The sequence below is a fragment of the Marinomonas sp. BSi20584 genome, from assembly GCF_002792415.1.
Taxonomy (GTDB): domain Bacteria; phylum Pseudomonadota; class Gammaproteobacteria; order Pseudomonadales; family Marinomonadaceae; genus Marinomonas; species Marinomonas polaris.
The window spans coordinates 127,150-146,345 of sequence record NZ_KZ454876.1; the positions used below are offsets into that span (position 1 = coordinate 127,150).

Here is a 19,196-nt window from a genome sequence, read left to right on the forward strand (position 1 = left end):
GTGGTATTGGAATGAGCATGGTTGAATCGATTGATCCTATTGAATTTACAGACGCAGCAGCTGCAAAGCTGCAATCTTTAATTGAAGAAGAAGAAAATGATCGGCTCATGTTGCGTGTTTATGTGACGGGGGGCGGTTGTTCCGGCTTTCAGTATGGTTTTACTTTTGATGAAGAACATCAAGAGGACGATACAGAAGTAAAGCGTAACGGAGTCACTTTGGTTGTTGATCCGTTAAGTTTCCAATATCTTGTTGGATCGGAAGTGGACTATAAAGAAAACTTAGAAGGCTCGCGCTTCGTGGTGCAAAACCCTAACGCCACATCTACCTGTGGTTGTGGTGCGAGCTTTAGTGTTTAGCTTCTGATAAAACAATTGATAAAAAATAAACCTTCTGCATGTTATTCGTGTGGAAGGTTTTTTTATCTGATCGTTACCGCTTTTCTGGTTGTGCTATTCGATTATATGGCCAGCGCATTTCAAACCGCGTACCGCCTTCTGCTGTTGGGCGGCAACTGGCTTCACCATTATGTGCTCTAGCAATAGCAGCAACCACAGCTAAACCTAAACCACTTCCCGTTACGTCACTGTCAGATGAGCGTCTGAATGCGGTGAATACATGTGGCGCTAAGGCTTCAGCAATACCGGGGCCTTCATCTTCTACACATAGAGTCAGTGAGTTTTGTGTGCTTCGTGTTTGAATCTTAATGCAACCTGGTACAGCATGTTTAATGGCATTGGTAAGTAGTGCGATTAGCGCTTGTCTGATTCTAGCAGGGTCACAAGAAGCATCGTTTACGGCTAGATCTAGTTCCACATATTGATGTGCTTGAGCTAGAGAGTCTTTCATAAACTCGACAACCGAGGTGATTTCTGTATTTAAATTGATATATTGTGATCTTAAATTTAGATGACCACTTTCTTCTAGGCTGACGACTCGTAAATCTTCTACAAGATTTTTTAATCCATCCACCTGTACTAATAAACTGCGTAATTGATGGTTATCTGGGGTGAATATGCCATCGAGCATGCCTTGTAAACGACCATATAAAATAGTGACGGGGGTTCGTAATTCGTGGGTAATGGCTGCGTTCCAAAATCTTTGCTCGTTGGTCATTCGTTCTAATTTCTCTGCGAGTAAATTAAAATCACGAATAAGCTGATTTGTTTCATTTTGTGCATTATTGAATGACGTTGCTCTCGCCGACAAATCGCCTGCTGCGAGAAGGCGAATGCCTTTCGTAACGGAGTTGAGTGGAGATAAAATATGACGTGCCAAATTGACGGCTACGGCTACGGCTATTGTCAGTGCTATGATGGTTGTTCCTGCTAGCCAGATGAGTTCTGGTGCAGCAGGAATATAGCTGTCTACAAAGATATAATCTGGCCAAAATGTATCCATGAAATAGTAAAAAAGATACGCTGTAAAGAACACAAGCAATACCGCAAGTAAGGTGATAGCAATCATTGAAGCAATGATTTTGCCACTTAATCCAGCTATTTTCATTTTCGATCCCATAAGCGATAGCCAATGCCTCTTACGCCAACAGGAGTATCTGTAACGCCAACTAACTCTAATTTTTTTCGTAGTTTACTGATATGGCTATCCACTGTACGTTCTAATGTATCGCCTTCAGGTAAGCAGCTTTCTAATAGTTCAGTTCTACTATAGGCCCGCTTTGGTGTGCGAGCCATAAGTGCTAAGAGCTTGAATTCAGTCAGTGTTAGTGTGATGTTTAAGTGCTCGCCTCTTTGCTCTACCGAAACTGAATGGTTTTCTATATCAATGTGTAATGGACCCACCTGCAGCGTTTTTTGTGACAAAGATTCTTTCATCATCGTTCGGCGCAATACTGCTTGAGTTCGCGCCACTACTTCAGCTGGGTTAAAGGGCTTGACGACATAATCGTCTGCCCCGATACGCAGTCCCATGAGTTTATCGATATCTTGATCCATGGCGGTTAGCATTATTATAGGGGTGTTGCCGCGGTGACGAATCTCAGAAAGTACTCGCCAGCCGTCAAGTTTAGGCATCTGGACATCCAGTAAAACAATATCCGGTTTATGCTCTAAATGAAGTTCCAGCGCTTGAAGGCCATTATTTGCATGTAAAGTGCGCATGCCAGATTTCTCTAAATAGGCAATCAGAATTTCTGCAATATCAAGTTCATCTTCCGCAATTAGTATCGTTGCTTGGATATTAGTGTTTATTGCTGAACCTATTATCTCGTTATTCATAAAAAGTGTTCATCTCCATCAAATCTACATACATTCTCGGCCATAGCTCCATTTAGTAAAAGTAGAATTTAGATTATTCAATGTTTACTTGCCTTAGAAGGTATAGGATTTTCGATGAAATTTAACCTTAGTAGTACCCGCTATGGAATGATTGCGGCATTAGCTTTTATTCTGACTGCTTGCGATCAGTCGCAATCAAGCAAAGAGCTTTTGGTATCGACACCTTTAGTGTCGGCGGTTTCTTTAACGCCTGAGGCGTTAACTGTGAGGGACACATTATCAGGTCGAGTCGCTCCAGTACGAATCGCTGAAATTCGCGCTCAGATTGGTGGAATTGTACAAGAAAAGCTCTTTGATCAAGGTAGTGATGTGAAAGCAGGTCAACCTTTATACCAAATTAATCCGGCACCTTTTTTAGCAGAAGTTGATAGTGCTACTGCTGCTCTTAAGCGGGCGGAACTTTCATTGGCTCATTCTCAAAAGCAAATAGTGCGATTGAACTCATTACTTAACTCTAATTCAATCAGTCGCCAAGTGTACGACGATGAGGTTTTTAAACGAGACCAAGCGTTGGCTGAGGTCGCACAAGCGCGGGCGACGCTAGCACGTCGTAAACTCGATTTAACATTTGCCACCGTAGAAGCACCTATTTCTGGTCGTATTGATCAGACTTTAGTGTCAGAAGGGGCGTTGGTTAGCAGTACGGATAGCAGTCCAATGGCACGAATTCAGCAGATCGATCAGGTTTATCTTGATTTGCGACGTCCTGCATCTTCTCTTGAATCCTTACAGAAAGCGTTAACGAAACAGGGAGTAGAAGATGGCTTGCTAATATCGGTTTTACGTTCTAACGGCGAACCTTATGACTTAAAAGGATATATCGTATTTTCAGGTATTAGTGTTGATGCCGGTACGGGAGATGTGTTGTTGCGGGTGCTAATAGACAACTCAGGGCAGCAGCTTTTACCCGGGATGTTTGTGCAGGCCAAAGTGGATCGTAGTTATTACGATAAGGCTTTGATGTTACCTCAACAGGCGATAGTCCGTTTTGAGGGGCAATCGCAGGTGTGGGTTATCGATGAAAATAGTCAGGTGCGCCTCATTCCAGTCGAATTAGGGGAGTTGGTTGATAGATATTACCGCTTGAAGGCGGGGGTAATGGCAGGTCAGAAAATTGTTGTCGAAGGAATGGATCGGCTGGTGAATGGTATGGAAGTTCGCGTACAAGAATGGACGTCGAACAAGTCAGTCTCTGCGATTGCTCATTAATTCTACAGGTTCTACTTGTTTTACAGGAAGCATGTTTATGGCTCAGTTTTTCATTCATCGCCCCATATTTGCTTGGGTGCTTGCCTTATTTATTATTTTGGGTGGTGTATTGTCAATTCCACAATTGCCGATCGCTCGTTATCCATCTATTGCTCCTCCGTCTGTCAGTATTATGGCGACCTACCCTGGCGCGAATCCTCATACAATGAATGATGCGGTTTTGAGTTTGATTGAACGCGAGCTTTCAGGCGTAAAGAATATGTTGTATTTCGAATCCTCAGCAGATGGCTCTGGATCCGCTTCTATTACGGTGACATTTAAGCCGGGTACAGATCCTAAGTTGGCTCAGGTCGATGTGCAAAACAAGATTAAAGCAGTTGAAGCACGTCTACCTCAGGCAGTTCGTCAAAATGGCTTGAGTGTCGAATCAGCAACGTCGAGCTTTCTTATGATTGTTGGCCTTAAATCCGATGATGGGCGTTTTACTGAAACGTCGTTGAGTGACTATATGTCACGCAATCTGTTGGAAGAGTTTCGTCGCATCGATGGCGTGGGTAATGTACAGCTGTTTGGTTCTGAGCAGGCAATGAGGATCTGGGTAGACCCAAATAAGTTGACGTCTTATAGTTTGACTATGGCAGATCTAACGACTGCTATTGCTCAGCAAAATACACAAATCGCTCCTGGTAGTGTTGGTGCGTCGCCTTCAGTAACTGGACAGCGAGTTACTGTGCCGTTGACCGTTCAAGGGCAATTGAACTCACCTGAAGAGTTTGCCAGTATTGTCGTGAGAGCTCGCACAGACGGTTCGAAAATTGTGTTGAGTGATGTTGCGAGAGTTGAGATAGGGGCCCAATCTTACGGCTTTAGTAATCGTGAAAATGGCAAAGTATCCACTTCGGCGGCTATTCAATTGGCTCCTGGCGCTAACGCTGTTAGTACCTCAAATAAGGTGTTGGCTCGTATGGAAGAGTTGGGGCGAACCATGCCGGCAGGTATGAGTTACTCCATCCCTTTTAACACGGCACCTTTTGTCAAAGTTTCAATTGAGAAAGTAATTTATACCCTACTTGAGGCGATGGCGTTGGTATTCCTTGTGATGTTTTTGTTTTTGCAGAACATTCGCTATACCTTAATTCCAGCAATTGTTGCGCCGATTGCTTTATTGGGAACTTTCTCAATTATGCTGTTGGCAGGCTTTTCTATTAATGTGTTGACGATGTTTGGCATGGTGCTGGCCATTGGCATTATTGTCGACGATGCGATTGTTGTGGTGGAAAATGTCGAGCGGATTATGGCTGAAGAAGGGTTGAGTCCGAAGGATGCGACAGTCAAGGCAATGAGGCAGATAACTGGTGCGGTGGTTAGTATTACCTTAGTGTTAACCGCAGTATTTATTCCTATGGCTTTTGCTAGTGGTTCTGTTGGGGTGATTTATCAGCAGTTTTCACTTTCCATGGCAGTGTCTATTTTGTTTTCCGCATTTTTGGCTTTGACTCTTACACCAGCACTTTGTGCTACTTTGCTTAAACCTCACACAGAGAAAGACTTTAAGAAAACAGGGTTCTTTGGTTGGTTCAATCGAACGTTTGATAGTATGACGAAAGGCTACGTTTCTTGTGTTGGTAAGTTGGTAGCCCGAACAGGGCGAATGATGATGATCTTTATAGTTATCGTAGCTATATTAATTCTCGCTTTACGGCAGTTACCGACGTCATTTTTACCGGAAGAAGATCAGGGTTATTTCATGACGACCATTCAGTTGCCTGCTGACGCGACTAGCGAACGTACGCTGGATGTAGTGGAAGTGTTTGAAGAGTATATCGCTTCGCGTCCTGCTATTGCGTCTAATCTATCTATTTTGGGTTTTGGTTTTTCTGGTTCAGGCTCGAACGCAGCGATGGCCTTTACTGTTCTAAAAGATTGGGAAGATAGGGAATATACTACTTTGCAAGAAGAGGTATCTCTTGCTCAGCAGGCTATGGCGGATATTTCTGAAGGCTCAGCGATGAGTCTAATGCCTCCAGCAATCGATGAGTTAGATACTAGCTCAGGCTTCTCTATGCGTTTGCAGGATCGTGCCAATCGAGGCTATGAGGCATTAAAAGAAGCGGAAACAAAACTGCTTGCGTTGGCGGCACAAAGTAAGGTTGTGACTGGTGTCTATCCAGATGGTTTACCTTCGGGTGTAAGTATTCAGCTGAATATTAATCGCCTTAAAGCAGAGGCCATGGGGGTGTCGTTCAGCAGTATTAGTGACACGCTTTCTACGGCGATGGGATCAACTTATGTTAGTGATTTCCCAAATGCGGGGCGCATGCAGCAGGTTATTTTACAAGCCGATGCGTCGGCACGAATGCAGATAGAAGATGTGCTTAACCTATACGTGCGCAATATTGGTGGTGGCATGGTTCCCCTATCAGAAGTGGTTACTCCGGTTTGGACAGAAACGCCTTTGCAGTTAACTCGCTATCAAGGTTTTCCGGCAATACGCATTTCTGGTGCGGCAGCAGCAGGCTTTTCTAGTGGTGATGCCATGCAGGAAATGGAGCGTTTAGTGGATCAATTGCCAGCAGGCTTTGCGGCTGCTTGGAGTGGGCAGTCACTTCAAGAGCGCCAGTCGTCATCTCAAGCACCCCTACTAATGGCGTTATCCATGTTGGTGGTGTTTTTGGTATTGGCCGCATTGTATGAGAGTTGGTCTATCCCGCTTTCTGTTATGTTGGTTGTACCACTTGGTTTGCTTGGTGCGGTTATCGCCGTTCTGCTTCGCGATATGCCAAATGATGTTTTCTTTAAAGTTGGTATGATTACGGTGATTGGTCTTTCTGCCAAAAACGCGATCTTAATTGTTGAGTTTGCTAAGCAGTTGCGTGAACAAGGGGAGGGGTTGATTGAGTCAGCTATGATTGCTGCTCGTCTAAGGTTGCGCCCTATTTTAATGACATCTCTTGCTTTTGGTTTGGGAGTTGTTCCCTTAGTGATTGCTTCTGGGGCCAGTGCTGAAATACAGCGCGCGATTGGTACTGGAGTGTTGGGTGGGATTATCAGTGCGACCGTATTGGCCGTCTTCTTCGTTCCCGTGTTTTTCGTTTTTGTAATAGGGCTTCAAGAGCGCATTAGCCGATGGCGAGCATTGGATTAAATCATTTTTGAGTTGTTAGATAATAACCCCGCTCATACACTGTATGAGCGGGGTTTTCGGTTTTGAGTGTTACGCCTTTGTATAAAGGTTGCTTGCCTGCCGGGCCCTTTCTTCTTCGCTAATTGGGTTGCCTTCAATCGGTTTGAAATGGCCAACAAACAATAAGCCAATCTGACTATCTCCTAAAACAACAGGTGTTAAAGTGTTGTTCTTTGCTCTCCAAATCCGTAAGCCAAAAGTTTGAGGTGAAAAAGAGTCTTCGCCCATTACTCTACTTTGATTTATGTGTGTATAGAGTGGTGACAGTTGGTCTGGTTCGCCATCTTGATCAAGCAGTATGTGATAATGAGTTATTTGTTGCTCGAGAAATTCTGGTGGATAGGGTGTGCGTAATACTGGTAGCCAATTTTCTTTAGGGGACGTGTAAAAAATGCTTGGTGCTTCCGGTGAGCCATTATGAGGCGACAATAATACGGTCATCTCTACAGGAATACCGTAAGACGGTTTTACAGGGATATGGAATATTAGCTGTTTGGCTGGTGGTCGCTGTAACACTTCTGGTGCAACATACTCTACTGATTTGTTGTCCTTCTCTTTTGTCATCGGAGGGACTTGTAGAAAGAGTTTCCAGTCTTTTGTGTCTAAATTAAGTTCTTCCGGAGAATGCAGATGCGCATTACTGTTTATAAGATGACTCAATACATGCTCAATAAGGTTGGCAAAAACGCTTGTTGATGCAGTGAGTGGGGATTTGCTTTGGCTATCTAGATGTATTTCCTTTACTTGGTGCGCAGCAGAACTTAAGTCGACAGAGTCTTTATTGCTGATTATAGGGCGATATTTGGCTCTAGAAATCAACTTTTTCTCGTTCGGTTGAGTGCTTGCTCTATTTAACGCCTCTATAAATAGCATGGTACGACTCCTTTGTTAGCTGTCAAAGGTATCGGCCGTAATTTTGAAGAGTTTAGAGATAGTCTGTTTTTTAAACAAAAAAGACTATCTCTAAGTTTTGTTTTAACGAAGTAGGTTGGACAGCTTTGGATTTGGTTTTAAGGCTGCACGGTAGAAAAGCGCTACTTTACCAATGGTTTGTACGGTTTCAGACTTCATTATTTTATTGATTTCTTCAATCAATGCGGTGCGAACTTCGCGATCTGTAATACTGATGCGTATTTTAATCAGCTCGTGATCTTCAAGAGCACGATCGATTTCAGTGAGAACGGTTTCTGTTAAACCGTTGCCCGCAATCATAACCACAGGATTAAGTGCGTGGCCGATTAGGCGATATTGCTTTTTTTGGGCGTTTGTAATGCTCATAGTAAAAATTTCTCATATTAGTTGACCCTCTTTATTGGAGGCTTTAGAGGTTAAGCGATATTATAGCGGAATATTGACTGATTTAGGTATGATGAAAACGTGGCAAGATCAAAAAGTAGTAATAATTGGATGAAGGAACATTTTGACGATCCGTATGTCAAAAAATCCCAACAAGATGGTTATCGCTCTAGAGCGAGTTATAAGCTGATAGAGATTAACGACAAGGATAAGTTGTTTAAGCCAGCTATGCGTGTTGTTGATCTTGGTGCCGCTCCTGGTGGTTGGTCTCAGGTAGCAGCAAAGTTGGTGGGCGATCACGGGACGATTGTTGCTTCTGATATTTTAGAAATGGCGCCTTTGCCTGGTGTAAGTTTTGTTCAGGGGGATTTTACTGAGCAAGAAGTATACGAGGCAATCTTAGCTGAAATTGGAGATAAAAAAGCAGATCTTGTAATTTCAGATATGGCCCCCAATATGAGTGGTAACAGTTCTTCTGATCAGCCTCAGGCTATGTATCTTGTAGAACTTGCCTTGGATATGGCGGCTCAAGTGTTACGTCCAGGCGGAAATTTTCTGGTGAAGGTGTTTCAAGGTGAGGGGTTTGAAGAATACCTCAAAACTATGCGGGTTCAATTTGAATCTGTTGTGACGCGTAAACCAGATGCATCGCGAGCAAGAAGTCGCGAAGTTTACTTATTAGGAAGACAATATAAAGGTTAATGGGATATGTTCTGGTATGATTACCAGAGACATTTAAAATAACCGTTAAGAGGTGTGCTCTTGAACGATATGCTGAAAAATATACTGTTGTGGTTGGTGATAGCTGCTGTACTACTAACTGTGTTTAATAATTTTAATACGACATCTGACACAAATCGAATTTCTTATTCCGAGTTTGTGAAAGAAGTCCAAGATGGCCGTATAGCGAAAGTAGTTGTTGATGGTTATACCATTAGCGGCAGCCGAACTAGTGGTGACACCTTTGATACTGTGCGTCCTGCGGCAGCTGATCCAAAAATAATGGATGATTTGCTTAGCAATAATGTTGTTGTTGAAGGGCGTATGCCTGAACAGCAAAGTATTTGGACTCAACTATTAGTTGCCAGTTTTCCTATTCTTCTTATTCTTGCGATCTTCATGTTCTTCATGCGCCAAATGCAAGGCGGTGGTGGTGGCAAGGGCGGTCCAATGTCTTTTGGTAAATCCAAAGCACGGCTTTTGCCTGAAGATCAGATTAAAACAACGTTTGCAGATGTTGCTGGTTGTGACGAAGCAAAAGAAGACACATCAGAATTGGTGGATTTTCTTCGCGAGCCGAGTAAGTTTCAGCGCCTAGGCGGTAAAATACCTCGTGGTATCTTAATGTGTGGGCCTCCAGGTACAGGTAAAACTTTGTTGGCTAAAGCAATTGCCGGCGAAGCAAAAGTGCCGTTCTTTACTATTTCTGGTTCTGACTTTGTTGAAATGTTTGTTGGTGTTGGGGCGTCTCGTGTCCGTGATATGTTTGAGCAAGCGAAAAAGCATGCGCCATGTATCATCTTTATCGATGAGATTGATGCTGTTGGTCGTAACCGTGGTTCCGGTATGGGCGGTGGTAACGATGAGCGTGAACAGACATTAAACCAACTGTTGGTTGAAATGGATGGTTTCGAGGGTAATGAAGGTATTATTGTTATTGCTGCGACAAACCGTCCGGACGTATTAGACCCAGCTTTGCTTCGTCCTGGTCGTTTTGACCGTCAAGTACAAGTAGGCTTACCTGATATTCGTGGTCGTGAACAAATTCTAAAAGTGCATTTGCGTAAAGTGCCTTGTGATGATGACGTAGAACCAAAGAACATTGCCCGTGGTACGCCTGGTTTCTCTGGTGCTGATTTGGCTAACCTAGTTAATGAAGCGGCATTGTTTGCTGCTCGTTCTAATCGTCGATTGGTAAATATGGAGCAGCTTGAGCTAGCAAAAGATAAAATCCTCATGGGTGCTGAACGTAAAACCATGGTGATGAGTGATAAAGAAAAGCTTAATACTGCCTACCATGAAGCTGGCCATACTATTATTGGTTATTTAATGCCTGAGCATGATCCAGTTTATAAGGTATCTATTATTCCTCGTGGTCGTGCACTAGGTGTCACTATGTATTTACCTGAAGAAGATAAATACAGTATTAGTAAGCGTGGTCTTGAAAGTCAGGTGTGTAGTTTGTATGGCGGTCGTATTGCTGAAGAAATGATTCATGGCTTTGATGGTGTTTCGACCGGTGCCTCAAATGATATTGAGCGCGCAACAAGTATTGCTCGTAACATGGTAACTAAATGGGGGTTGTCTGAAAAACTTGGTCCATTCGCCTATGAAGAAGATGATAATAATGGTGGCTATATTTCTGGGCCAACTGGAAGTAAGGCAAACTATTTTTCGCCTGAAACTGGCAAGATTATAGATGCTGAGGTTCAAGATATTATTAGTCGTTGTTATTCAAAAGCGACAACGATATTGGTTGAAAATCGTCCTAAGCTAGATGTTATGGCGGAAGCATTGATGCAGTATGAGACAATTGATGCTAAGCAAATCAAAGAGATTATGGACGGTAAAAAGCCATCTCCTCCTGAAGGTTGGTCTGATCCTAGTGCTCACACTCCTAAAGGTGATGATGCAGATAAAGTGAATGACGAAGTTGTTGCTTCATCTGGTGATGGCTCTTCTGAAAGTGAGGCAGAGTCAGATGATCTTGACTCTACTTCTGGTCAAGCTTCACCTAAACCAGCAGGTGAATAGCGTCGAACTGTTAATTTTTTGATATGGTTTTTTCATGTCGTTAATGCCTTTTGGGGACAAGTCGCTAGACTTGTCCCTTCCTCATGTAATGGGGATACTAAATATTACTCCTGACTCGTTTTCGGATGGTGGTGCTTTTAATTCATTAGATGCTGCTTTGCGTCAGGCTGAAAAGATGATTCAAGAGGGCGCTAGCATTATAGATGTTGGTGGTGAGTCGACTCGTCCTGGTGCCGTGCCTGTTTCTATTCAGCAAGAACTGGATCGTGTGTTGCCTATTGTTGAAGCAATAAAAAAACGCTTCGATATCGTTGTGTCTGTAGATACTAGTACAACGGAGGTAATTCATGGGGCTGCTCTTTTAGGGATGGGGTTTATAAATGATGTTAGGGCGCTTGAGCGTGAAGGTGCTTTGCAGGCCGCTGCCGAAACTGATTTGCCTATTTGTTTGATGCATATGAAAGGTGTGCCGCAAACAATGCAGGATCGACCTGATTATGTATCGGTGGTTGATGACGTTTTGAGTTATTTGATGTCTAGGGTTATTGAGTGTGAGTCGGTTGGTATTTCTCGGTCTCGCCTTATTTTGGACCCAGGTATTGGGTTTGGGAAAACGCTGGCGCATAATTTATCGCTGCTGAAGCATACTGAAGTGTTTAAAGGTCTGGGGTTTGAAGTTCTTGTCGGTCTTTCGAGAAAGACTATGATAGGAGAGGCTTTAGGTTTGCCGGTTGAAGAGCGCTTATATGGCACTATGGGAGCAAATGCTTCTGCTTATTTGAAGGGTGCTCGTATTTTTAGAGTTCATGATGTTAGGCCGCATGTTGAAATGTTGGCGTTAATGTCTCGTATTGAGAGAGAGATTTAATGCGTAAGTATTTTGGTACAGATGGAATTCGTGGGAAAGTCGGTACGACGCCAATTACGCCAGAGTTTATGCTTAAGCTTGGTTGGGCGGCTGGCCAAGTTTTTAAGGAAAATGATAAGAAGATTCTGATAGGTAAAGATACTCGTATTTCTGGTTACATGTTTGAGTCTGCGCTTGAGTCTGGCATTGTTGCGGCCGGTGCGGATGTGCGTTTAGTTGGCCCTATGCCAACGCCTGCGATTGCTTATTTGACTCGAACATTCCGCGCGAGTGCTGGCATTGTTATTAGTGCGTCTCATAATCCTTATACTGACAATGGTATTAAGTTTTTTTCTGCCGAAGGTGGAAAGATTTCTGATGAGATAGAAGAGCGCATTGAGTATTTTCTTGAGCAGCCAATGGTAGTGGTTGAATCTAGTCTTATTGGGCGTGCAAAGCGTATTGATGATGCTGCAGGGCGTTACATTGAATATTGTAAGGGTACGTTTCCTATTGGTTTGCAGTTAAGCGGTCTTAAAATCGTTGTTGATTGTGCTGATGGTGCTACCTATCATGTTGCCCCTCGTGTGTTTTCCGAGCTGGGTGCGGAAGTTATATCGATTGGTGTTAATCCTGATGGATTGAATATTAATGAGTTTAGTGGTGCGACTAAGCCAGAGTTGTTGCGTAAAAATGTTTTAGCTGAAGAAGCAGATCTTGGTATCGCGCTAGATGGTGATGGTGACCGCTTGATATTAGTTGATCGTCACGGTGTAGTGCGCGATGGTGATGATATTCTGTATATTATCGCTAATCATCTTATGCGTACTGGGCGTTTTAGCGGTGGTGTTGTTGGTACTCTGATGAGTAACTTTGGCTTGGAATTGGCTTTCTCTGAAACGGGTATTGGCTTTAGTCGAGCTGCGGTTGGAGATAGGTACGTCAATGAAAAATTGATGCAGCATGGTTGGGTGTTGGGTGGTGAGCCATCTGGGCATATTGTATGTCGCTCAATTACTACGACAGGCGATGGTATCATTGCTGCGCTTCAGGTGCTTCGTGCCATGGTTGAAGAGGGTAAGGCGCTTGATGAGCTCTTGGTTGGCTTGGTTAAATTCCCTCAAAAGTTGAAAAATATCCGTGTGGCCAAGCGTTTTATTCCAAATGAAGAGCCAGCTTTGCAGAAGGCAATTGCTGTAGCAAATGAGCGTTTGAACGGCTTGGGTCGTGTATTGCTTCGGGCTTCTGGTACTGAACCTTTGATTCGAGTTATGGTCGAGGGTCGAGATAATGACACTGTAGATGAGCTTGTTGATTATTTAGTTGAAGAAGTTAATTCTGTAGTTTCCGCTAAAGCAAATACATAAAATGAAATTTATGTATTGAATAACAATAAATACTTGAAACCAAAGCGCCCATTCCATAGAATGGGCGCCTCGAATTTAGGGGTTAGGATATGATTCGTCAGAAAATAGTAGCTGGTAACTGGAAGATGAATGGCTCGAAAGAGTCTATTGTTTCACTGATTAACGGTTTGCTTGAGATGGACTGTTCTAGCTCTGAAGTGGTTGTTGCTCCATCTTTTCCCTATTTGTCGCAAGTTGATGAATTGATATCTGCTAGTGGTATAGTTTTAGCTGCGCAGAATGTTAGTCAAGAAGTGAAAGGTGCCTTTACAGGTGAAGTATCTACTTCTATGTTGGGCGACTTTGGGGTTAAGTATGTGTTGCTTGGTCATTCAGAGAGACGTTCTCTTTATGGTGAAACAAATGAGCTTATAGCTTCTAAAGTAAAAGCAGTTTTAGATTTTGGTTTGACTCCAATGTTATGTATCGGTGAAACATTGGCTGAGCGAGAGTCAGGCAAGACGCTAGAAGTATGTGAACAGCAACTTCAGGCTGTTGTTGATGTTGTTGGTATCGCTTCATTTGAGCAGATGGTTATTGCTTATGAGCCGGTATGGGCAATAGGGACAGGTTTGTCTGCAAGTGCAGAGCAAGCACAAGATGTTCATAAATCTATTCGGGCCTTTTTGGCCAAAACATCGGAATCTGTTTCTCAGAAAGTGCAGATTCTATATGGTGGAAGTGTTAAGGCATCAACCAGCTCGGCTTTGTTTCAAATGCCTGATGTAGATGGTGCTCTTGTTGGTGGTGCATCTCTTGATGCAAAAGAATTTATCGCGATTGTAAAAACAGCAGGTTAATTGATGGAAGCACTAATTTTAGTTTTGCATGTACTGGCGGCGGTTGTAATTATCGCGTTGGTTTTGTTGCAGCAAGGCAAAGGTGCGGACGCTGGCGCCTCTTTTGGTGGTGGTGCGTCCCAGACAGTATTTGGGAGTCAAGGTGGTGGTAGTTTCTTTGGGAAAATGACCGCAGTGTTTGCATTGATTTTCTTTTTGACTAGTTTTGGTCTGGCTTTTTTTGCCAGTGAACAGGCAAAAAGTGTTTCAGGTGTGCTTGATTTTGTTCCTTCAGCTCCTCAAGTTGAAGAAACTATAGGTTTGCCAGAGTTGGGTGATAAGAAAAAAACATCATCTGATCTACCTGTAACTGAGTAATATTTAGTTATACTGGTTTTGAAAGTGTTTGTGTTAGCTGTGTAGTGCTTTGCGGATGTGGCGGAATTGGTAGACGCGCCACCTTGAGGGGGTGGTGAGCTATGCTCGTGGGGGTTCGAGTCCCCCCATCCGCACCAATCTTGAATTGATGTCGTATTTTGTGTATGATGTCGGAATATTGATGCAGAGCAATCTGGTTTGTCGAGATTTGAGTTTCTTTTTAAAAGATATTCTTCTCATGGTTTTCCTAGTTTAGGTATCCGCACCAGTTTGTTCTTAGTGTTTAGTGTCAGGATTGACGACCTTCTTTATGAAGGATGCTCTCTCAGTTTTATTTGAGCAGAGTGCTGAGAACCCCTATATGGGGTTTTTTGTTATCTGTACTGTTACTGTTTATAAATGAAAATGGGCCTTGAGCCCGTTTTTTGTTTCTGCGTTTTACAAAATTGGTTTTCGGAGAAAACGATTGTCAGCAAAATATACGATTTTAGAAGAACTTATTCGACCAGTCGTTGAAGGTTTAGGGTTTGAGTTTTGGGGGATGGAATATTTATCTTTAGGTAAAGATTCTGTGCTTCGTATTTATATCGAAACGGATGCTGAAAAAGGGATTGACGTAGAAGATTGCGCCCGAGTTAGCCGTCAAGTTAGTTCTATTCTAGATGTTGAAGACCCAATTACTGGGGAGTACAACCTAGAGGTATCGTCACCAGGTTTAGATCGGCCTTTATTCAGTTTGGCTCAATATCAGGCTTATATCGGTTCTATTGTTTCTTTGCGCTTGCGTGTGCCTTTTGATGGGCGACGTAAGTTTAAAGGGCAACTAATGGGGATCGAAAGCGAAGATATTGTTATTCGCGTAGATCAAGAAGAATACTTATTGCCTATCGATTTGATCGATAAGGCAAATGTTGTTCCACAATTTTAAAAATTAACCTTGAAGAGAGGCTAAAAGGATGAGCAAAGAAATTCTTTTGGTAGTGGAAGCCGTTTCCAACGAGAAAGATGTTCCGAAACAAGTTATTTTCGAAGCCGTTGAAATTGCTTTAGCTAGTGCTGCCAAACGCCGTTTTGAAGAAGACGCATTAATTCGCGTCTCTATTGATCAGCGTACAGGTGATTACAAAACTTACCGTCAATGGCATATTGTTGCAGATGAAGATTATTCCGCTCCAGCATTCGAATTAACAATTGATGATTCTGAAGAACAAAATCTTGGTGTGCCTATTGGCGAGATTTACGAAGAAGAAGTTGAGTCTGAAGTATTTGGTCGTATTGCTGCCCAAACAGCTAAACAAGTTATCGTACAAAAGGTACGTGAAGCTGAGCGCGCTAAAATGGTGGCGTTGTACACGGAAAAAGTTGGCAAGCTTGTTCATGGTCAGGTCAAAAAAGTGACTCGTGATAGCTTGATTATTGATCTTGGTGAAAACGCGGAAGCGTCATTACCAAAAGATCAATTGATCGCTCGTGAAAGTTTCAGAATGAATGACCGTATCCGTGCATTGTTGCTTGAAATTCGCGATGACAGCCGTGGTGCGCAATTAATTCTGTCTCGTAACGCGCCAGCATTCATGATCGAGTTGTTCCGCCTTGAAGTGCCAGAAATCGCTGAAGAAGTTATCGAAATTCGTGGTGCTGCACGTGATCCTGGTTTACGTGCCAAAATTGCCGTTAAAACAAATGACCGCCGTATTGACCCAATCGGTGCTTGTGTCGGTATGCGTGGTGCGCGAGTTCAAGCAGTCTCTAACGAGATGAATGGCGAACGTGTAGATATCGTACTTTGGGATGATAACCCAGCTCAGCTAGTGATCAACGCAATGGCACCTGCAGAAGTGGATTCTATTGTCATTGATGAAGATGCGCATTCTATGGATGTTGCGGTTAAGAGTGATAATTTAGCGCAAGCGATTGGTCGTAATGGTCAAAACGTTCGTTTAGCGTCTACTCTGACTGGTTGGTCTTTGAATGTAATGACCAGCGAAGATGCAGAAGCTAAGCAGCAAGAAGAATCGCAAAAGCTGATTGATATCTTCGTTAATGGATTAGATATCGATGATGATTTGGCGATCCAGATGGTTGATGAGGGATTCACTTCTTTAGAAGAAGTCGCTTATATCCCAATGGAAGAAATGTTAGACATCGATGGATTTGATGAAGATTTAGTAAACGAGCTACGTTCACGTGCAAAAGAAGCTTTGCTGAACCAAGCGCTTCAAGCTGAAGAGCAATTAGATGATGCCAAACCTGCTGCCGACTTATTGGCGATGGAAGGAATGGATAACCACCTTGCTTTGGTGCTTGCTTCTATGGGGGTTGTTACTATGGAAGATTTGGCTGAACAATCAGTTGATGAATTGCTTGACGTTGAAGGTATGACTGAAGAGCGTGCAGGTCGTCTTATCTTGACTGCTCGCGCACCTTGGTTTACTGAATCTGAATAAAATCTGAGTACATAAGGGGGAACTTAATGACAGTTCAAACCGTAAAGATACTATCCGAGCTGGTAAATACGCCAGTCGATAAGCTACTAGCTCAGATGAAAGACGCTGGCCTGCCTCAAACGAGTGCAAGTCAAGAAGTCTCTGAAGTTGAAAAGCAAGTTCTATTGAGTTATTTAAAACGTCAACATGGTGAAGAAGGTGATAATAGCCAGCGTATTACCTTGCAGCGTAAGACAACAAGTACTTTGTCTCGTGATGGCGGAAAAGCCGTTAATGTTGCTGTTAAGAAAAAACGTACCTATGTTAAGCGTGATGATGAAGAAGCTCAGAAACAAGAAGAGTTAGCAAAGCGTCTTGCTGAAGAGCAAGAGCGTTTAGCGCAAGAAAAAGCTCGTCTTGAGTTAGAGCGTAAGCAAGAAGAAGAGAAGGCGGCAAAAGCGAAGGCTGAAGCCGAAGAAAAAGCGCGTCAAGAAGCAACGGTGAAAAACGTCGTAGCGGATGCTGACGCGGTCAATGAAACGGAGCAGTATGTTTCCGATACAGGAGCGGCAGAACCCGTGGAATCACCGAAGCAGCCTAAGGCGTCGAAAAAAGTGTCTCAACCAGCAATGGATAGTAAGAAGTCAACTGTTGCACCTAAAGGCAAAAAGGGTCCAGTTAGACATGACAACGACAAAGATAAAGATAAACCTCGTGGTCGTGTAAACCCAGACAATAAGCGTACTTCACGCGTTAATGTGAATGATGAAGATGAATTTACTCGTCGTGGTAAATTGGGTCGTAAGAATAAGAAGCCATCTAAACAAGAACATGGTTTCCAAAAGCCTACGGCTAAAATGATCCATGAAGTGGCATTGCCAGAAAGTATTACAGTGGCTGATCTTGCTGAAAAAATGGCAGTGAAAGGCGCTGAAGTTATTAAGATCATGTTTAAAATGGGCGCTATGGCGACTATTAACCAGACAATTGACCGTGATACAGCGACTTTAGTTGTTGAAGAAATGGGCCATACTGTTAAGTTTATCGATGAAAATGCTGTCGAAAACGACATGATTGAAGCCATTGACTACCAAGGTGAAGCAATTAAACGTGCACCAGTAGTTACCGTAATGGGTCACGTTGACCATGGTAAAACATCATTGCTTGATTACATTCGTACAACTCGTGTTGCTGCGGGTGAGTCTGGCGGTATTACCCAGCACATTGGTGCTTACCATGTTGAAACACCACATGGCATGATCAGCTTCTTGGATACACCTGGACACGCTGCGTTTACCTCTATGCGTGCTCGTGGTGCCAAGGCGACAGACATTGTTATTCTAGTTTGTGCTGCTGATGATGGTGTAATGCCGCAAACAATCGAGGCGATCCAACACGCGCGTGCTGCCGGTGTGCCAATTGTTGTTGCCATGACTAAGATCGACAAAGAAGGCGCTGATATCGATCGTGTTAAAAATGAATTGGTAGCGCAAGAAGTTGTGCCAGAAGAATGGGGTGGTGACATCCAGTTTGTTGGCGTATCTGCAAAATCTGGTGAAGGTATAGAAGCGCTTTTAGAAGCGGTTCTTCTTCAGGCTGAAGTATTAGAGTTGACGGCTGTTCCTAGCGCACCGGCTAAAGGTGTTGTTGTTGAAGCTCGCCTTGATCGCGGTCGTGGTTCAGTTGCAACTTTGCTCGTTCAGAACGGTACTTTGAAGAAAGGCGACATCGTGTTGGCTGGTCTTCAAATGGGTCGTGTTCGTGCTTTGTTGGATGAAACTGGTAAGACGATTGATTCTGCTGGTCCATCTATTCCAGTTGAGATTCTTGGTCTTGACGGAACGCCAGAAGCTGGTGAAGAGTTCATCGTTGTTGCTGATGAGCGTAAAGCGCGTGAAGTAGCTAACTTCCGTCAGGGTAAATACCGCGAAGTACGCTTTGCTCGTCAACACTCTGCTAAATTGGAGAATTTGTTCTCTGAAATGGGTAAAGACGAAGTTCGTACTTTGAATGTGGTTCTAAAAGCTGACGTTCGTGGTTCTCTAGAAGCTTTGATCAAATCATTGACTGATATGAACACAGACGAAGTAAAAGTGAATGTCGTCTCTAGTGGCGTTGGTGGTATCACCGAAACGGATGCTACTTTGGCTTTAGCTTCTGATGCCGTTATTTTTGGTTTCAACGTGCGTGCTGATAACTCTGCTAAGCAGTTTATCGAACGTGAAAGCATTGATCTTCGTTACTACAGCGTTATCTACAACATCATTGATGATGTTAAGTCTGCTTTGTCTGGTATGTTGTCTCCAGATCTTCGTGAAGACATCAAAGGTACTGCTGAAGTGCGTGATGTGTTCCGTTCGCCTAAGTTTGGCTTGGTTGCCGGCTGTATGGTTATCGAAGGTACGGTTTACCGTAACAAGCAGATTCGTGTATTGCGTGATGACGTTGTTATTTACGAAGGTGAACTTGAGTCTCTTCGTCGTTTCAAAGATGCTGTTAACGAAGTTAGCCGCGGTATGGAATGTGGTATCGGCGTGAAGAACTACAACGATGTCAAAGTAGGCGATAAGATCGAGGTTTTTGAAACCGTCGAAGTAGCGCGTACGCTTTAATAGGACAA

16 protein-coding genes and 1 tRNA gene are annotated in these 19,196 nt (G+C 43.3%); 13 read left to right on the forward strand and 4 right to left on the reverse strand.

The genetic code is table 11. The features are described from left to right. The first annotated feature begins 11 nt into the window (after window positions 1–11). Window positions 12–359, forward strand: coding sequence for an iron-sulfur cluster insertion protein ErpA (erpA, locus tag TY87_RS09435; protein ID WP_072840290.1), 348 nt, complete (start codon window positions 12–14; stop codon window positions 357–359). A gap of 73 nt (window positions 360–432) precedes the next feature. Here erpA and TY87_RS09440 read toward each other — a convergent pair whose 3' ends face one another. Both TY87_RS09440 and TY87_RS09445 read right to left on the reverse strand, forming a co-directional pair. Next, entirely contained in the window at window positions 433–1,506 is a 1,074-nt protein-coding gene (locus tag TY87_RS09440; protein WP_100186899.1) for a sensor histidine kinase, read from the reverse strand. Next, window positions 1,503–2,237 carry a response regulator gene (locus tag TY87_RS09445; protein WP_100186900.1) on the reverse strand — a complete coding sequence of 245 codons (735 nt, stop codon included), beginning with the start codon at window positions 2,235–2,237 and terminating at the stop codon, window positions 1,503–1,505. Before TY87_RS09445 ends, TY87_RS09440 begins: the two co-directional genes overlap by 4 nt. A gap of 114 nt (window positions 2,238–2,351) precedes the next feature. Here TY87_RS09445 and TY87_RS09450 point away from each other — a divergent pair, with 114 nt between their 5' ends. Both TY87_RS09450 and TY87_RS09455 read left to right on the forward strand, forming a co-directional pair. Further along, on the forward strand, window positions 2,352–3,506 hold the full coding sequence (locus TY87_RS09450) for an efflux RND transporter periplasmic adaptor subunit (RefSeq protein ID WP_100186901.1): 1,155 nt from the start codon (window positions 2,352–2,354) through the stop codon (window positions 3,504–3,506). 37 nt (window positions 3,507–3,543) lie between these two features. Beyond that, window positions 3,544–6,651, forward strand: coding sequence for an efflux RND transporter permease subunit (locus TY87_RS09455; protein ID WP_100186902.1), 3,108 nt, complete (start codon window positions 3,544–3,546; stop codon window positions 6,649–6,651). A 69-nt stretch (window positions 6,652–6,720) separates the two neighbouring features. Here TY87_RS09455 and TY87_RS09460 read toward each other — a convergent pair whose 3' ends face one another. Beyond that, window positions 6,721–7,563, reverse strand: a complete 843-nt coding sequence (locus TY87_RS09460; protein WP_100186903.1) for a hypothetical protein — start codon at window positions 7,561–7,563, stop codon at window positions 6,721–6,723. A 102-nt stretch (window positions 7,564–7,665) separates the two neighbouring features. After that, a complete protein-coding gene (locus TY87_RS09465) occupies window positions 7,666–7,968 on the reverse strand; it encodes a YhbY family RNA-binding protein (protein ID WP_100186904.1) in 303 nt (100 codons plus the stop codon). Between the two features lie 99 nt (window positions 7,969–8,067). On the opposite strand from TY87_RS09465, the gene rlmE reads away from it, so the two are divergent. The 10 genes from rlmE to infB all read left to right on the forward strand — a co-directional run bounded on the left by rlmE (window position 8,068) and on the right by infB (window position 19,188). After that, window positions 8,068–8,688 carry a 23S rRNA (uridine(2552)-2'-O)-methyltransferase RlmE gene (gene rlmE / locus TY87_RS09470; protein WP_100186905.1) on the forward strand — a complete coding sequence of 207 codons (621 nt, stop codon included), beginning with the start codon at window positions 8,068–8,070 and terminating at the stop codon, window positions 8,686–8,688. Between the two features lie 60 nt (window positions 8,689–8,748). Next, entirely contained in the window at window positions 8,749–10,740 is a 1,992-nt protein-coding gene (gene ftsH / locus TY87_RS09475) for an ATP-dependent zinc metalloprotease FtsH (protein ID WP_100186906.1), read from the forward strand. Window positions 10,741–10,774: 34 nt separating this feature from the next. After that, window positions 10,775–11,608, forward strand: a complete 834-nt coding sequence (gene folP, locus TY87_RS09480) for a dihydropteroate synthase (RefSeq protein ID WP_100186907.1) — start codon at window positions 10,775–10,777, stop codon at window positions 11,606–11,608. Further along, the gene (glmM, locus tag TY87_RS09485; RefSeq protein WP_072840296.1) at window positions 11,608–12,954 is read left to right on the forward strand and encodes a phosphoglucosamine mutase; all 1,347 of its coding nucleotides are present in this window, start codon (window positions 11,608–11,610) and stop codon (window positions 12,952–12,954) included. The genes folP and glmM overlap by 1 nt, the downstream gene beginning before the upstream one ends. 89 nt (window positions 12,955–13,043) lie before the next feature. Continuing rightward, window positions 13,044–13,793 carry a triose-phosphate isomerase gene (tpiA, locus tag TY87_RS09490; protein ID WP_100186908.1) on the forward strand — a complete coding sequence of 250 codons (750 nt, stop codon included), beginning with the start codon at window positions 13,044–13,046 and terminating at the stop codon, window positions 13,791–13,793. A gap of 3 nt (window positions 13,794–13,796) precedes the next feature. Continuing rightward, on the forward strand, window positions 13,797–14,150 hold the full coding sequence (gene secG, locus TY87_RS09495) for a preprotein translocase subunit SecG (RefSeq protein WP_100186909.1): 354 nt from the start codon (window positions 13,797–13,799) through the stop codon (window positions 14,148–14,150). Between the two features lie 51 nt (window positions 14,151–14,201). Beyond that, window positions 14,202–14,287: transfer RNA gene (locus TY87_RS09500), tRNA-Leu, on the forward strand. Between the two features lie 329 nt (window positions 14,288–14,616). Then, window positions 14,617–15,078, forward strand: a complete 462-nt coding sequence (gene rimP / locus TY87_RS09505) for a ribosome maturation factor RimP (protein WP_012068743.1) — start codon at window positions 14,617–14,619, stop codon at window positions 15,076–15,078. Between the two features lie 28 nt (window positions 15,079–15,106). After that, window positions 15,107–16,597 carry a transcription termination factor NusA gene (gene nusA / locus TY87_RS09510; RefSeq protein ID WP_100186910.1) on the forward strand — a complete coding sequence of 497 codons (1,491 nt, stop codon included), beginning with the start codon at window positions 15,107–15,109 and terminating at the stop codon, window positions 16,595–16,597. 26 nt (window positions 16,598–16,623) lie between these two features. Next, on the forward strand, window positions 16,624–19,188 hold the full coding sequence (infB, locus tag TY87_RS09515; protein ID WP_100186911.1) for a translation initiation factor IF-2: 2,565 nt from the start codon (window positions 16,624–16,626) through the stop codon (window positions 19,186–19,188). Window positions 19,189–19,196: the final 8 nt, after the last annotated feature.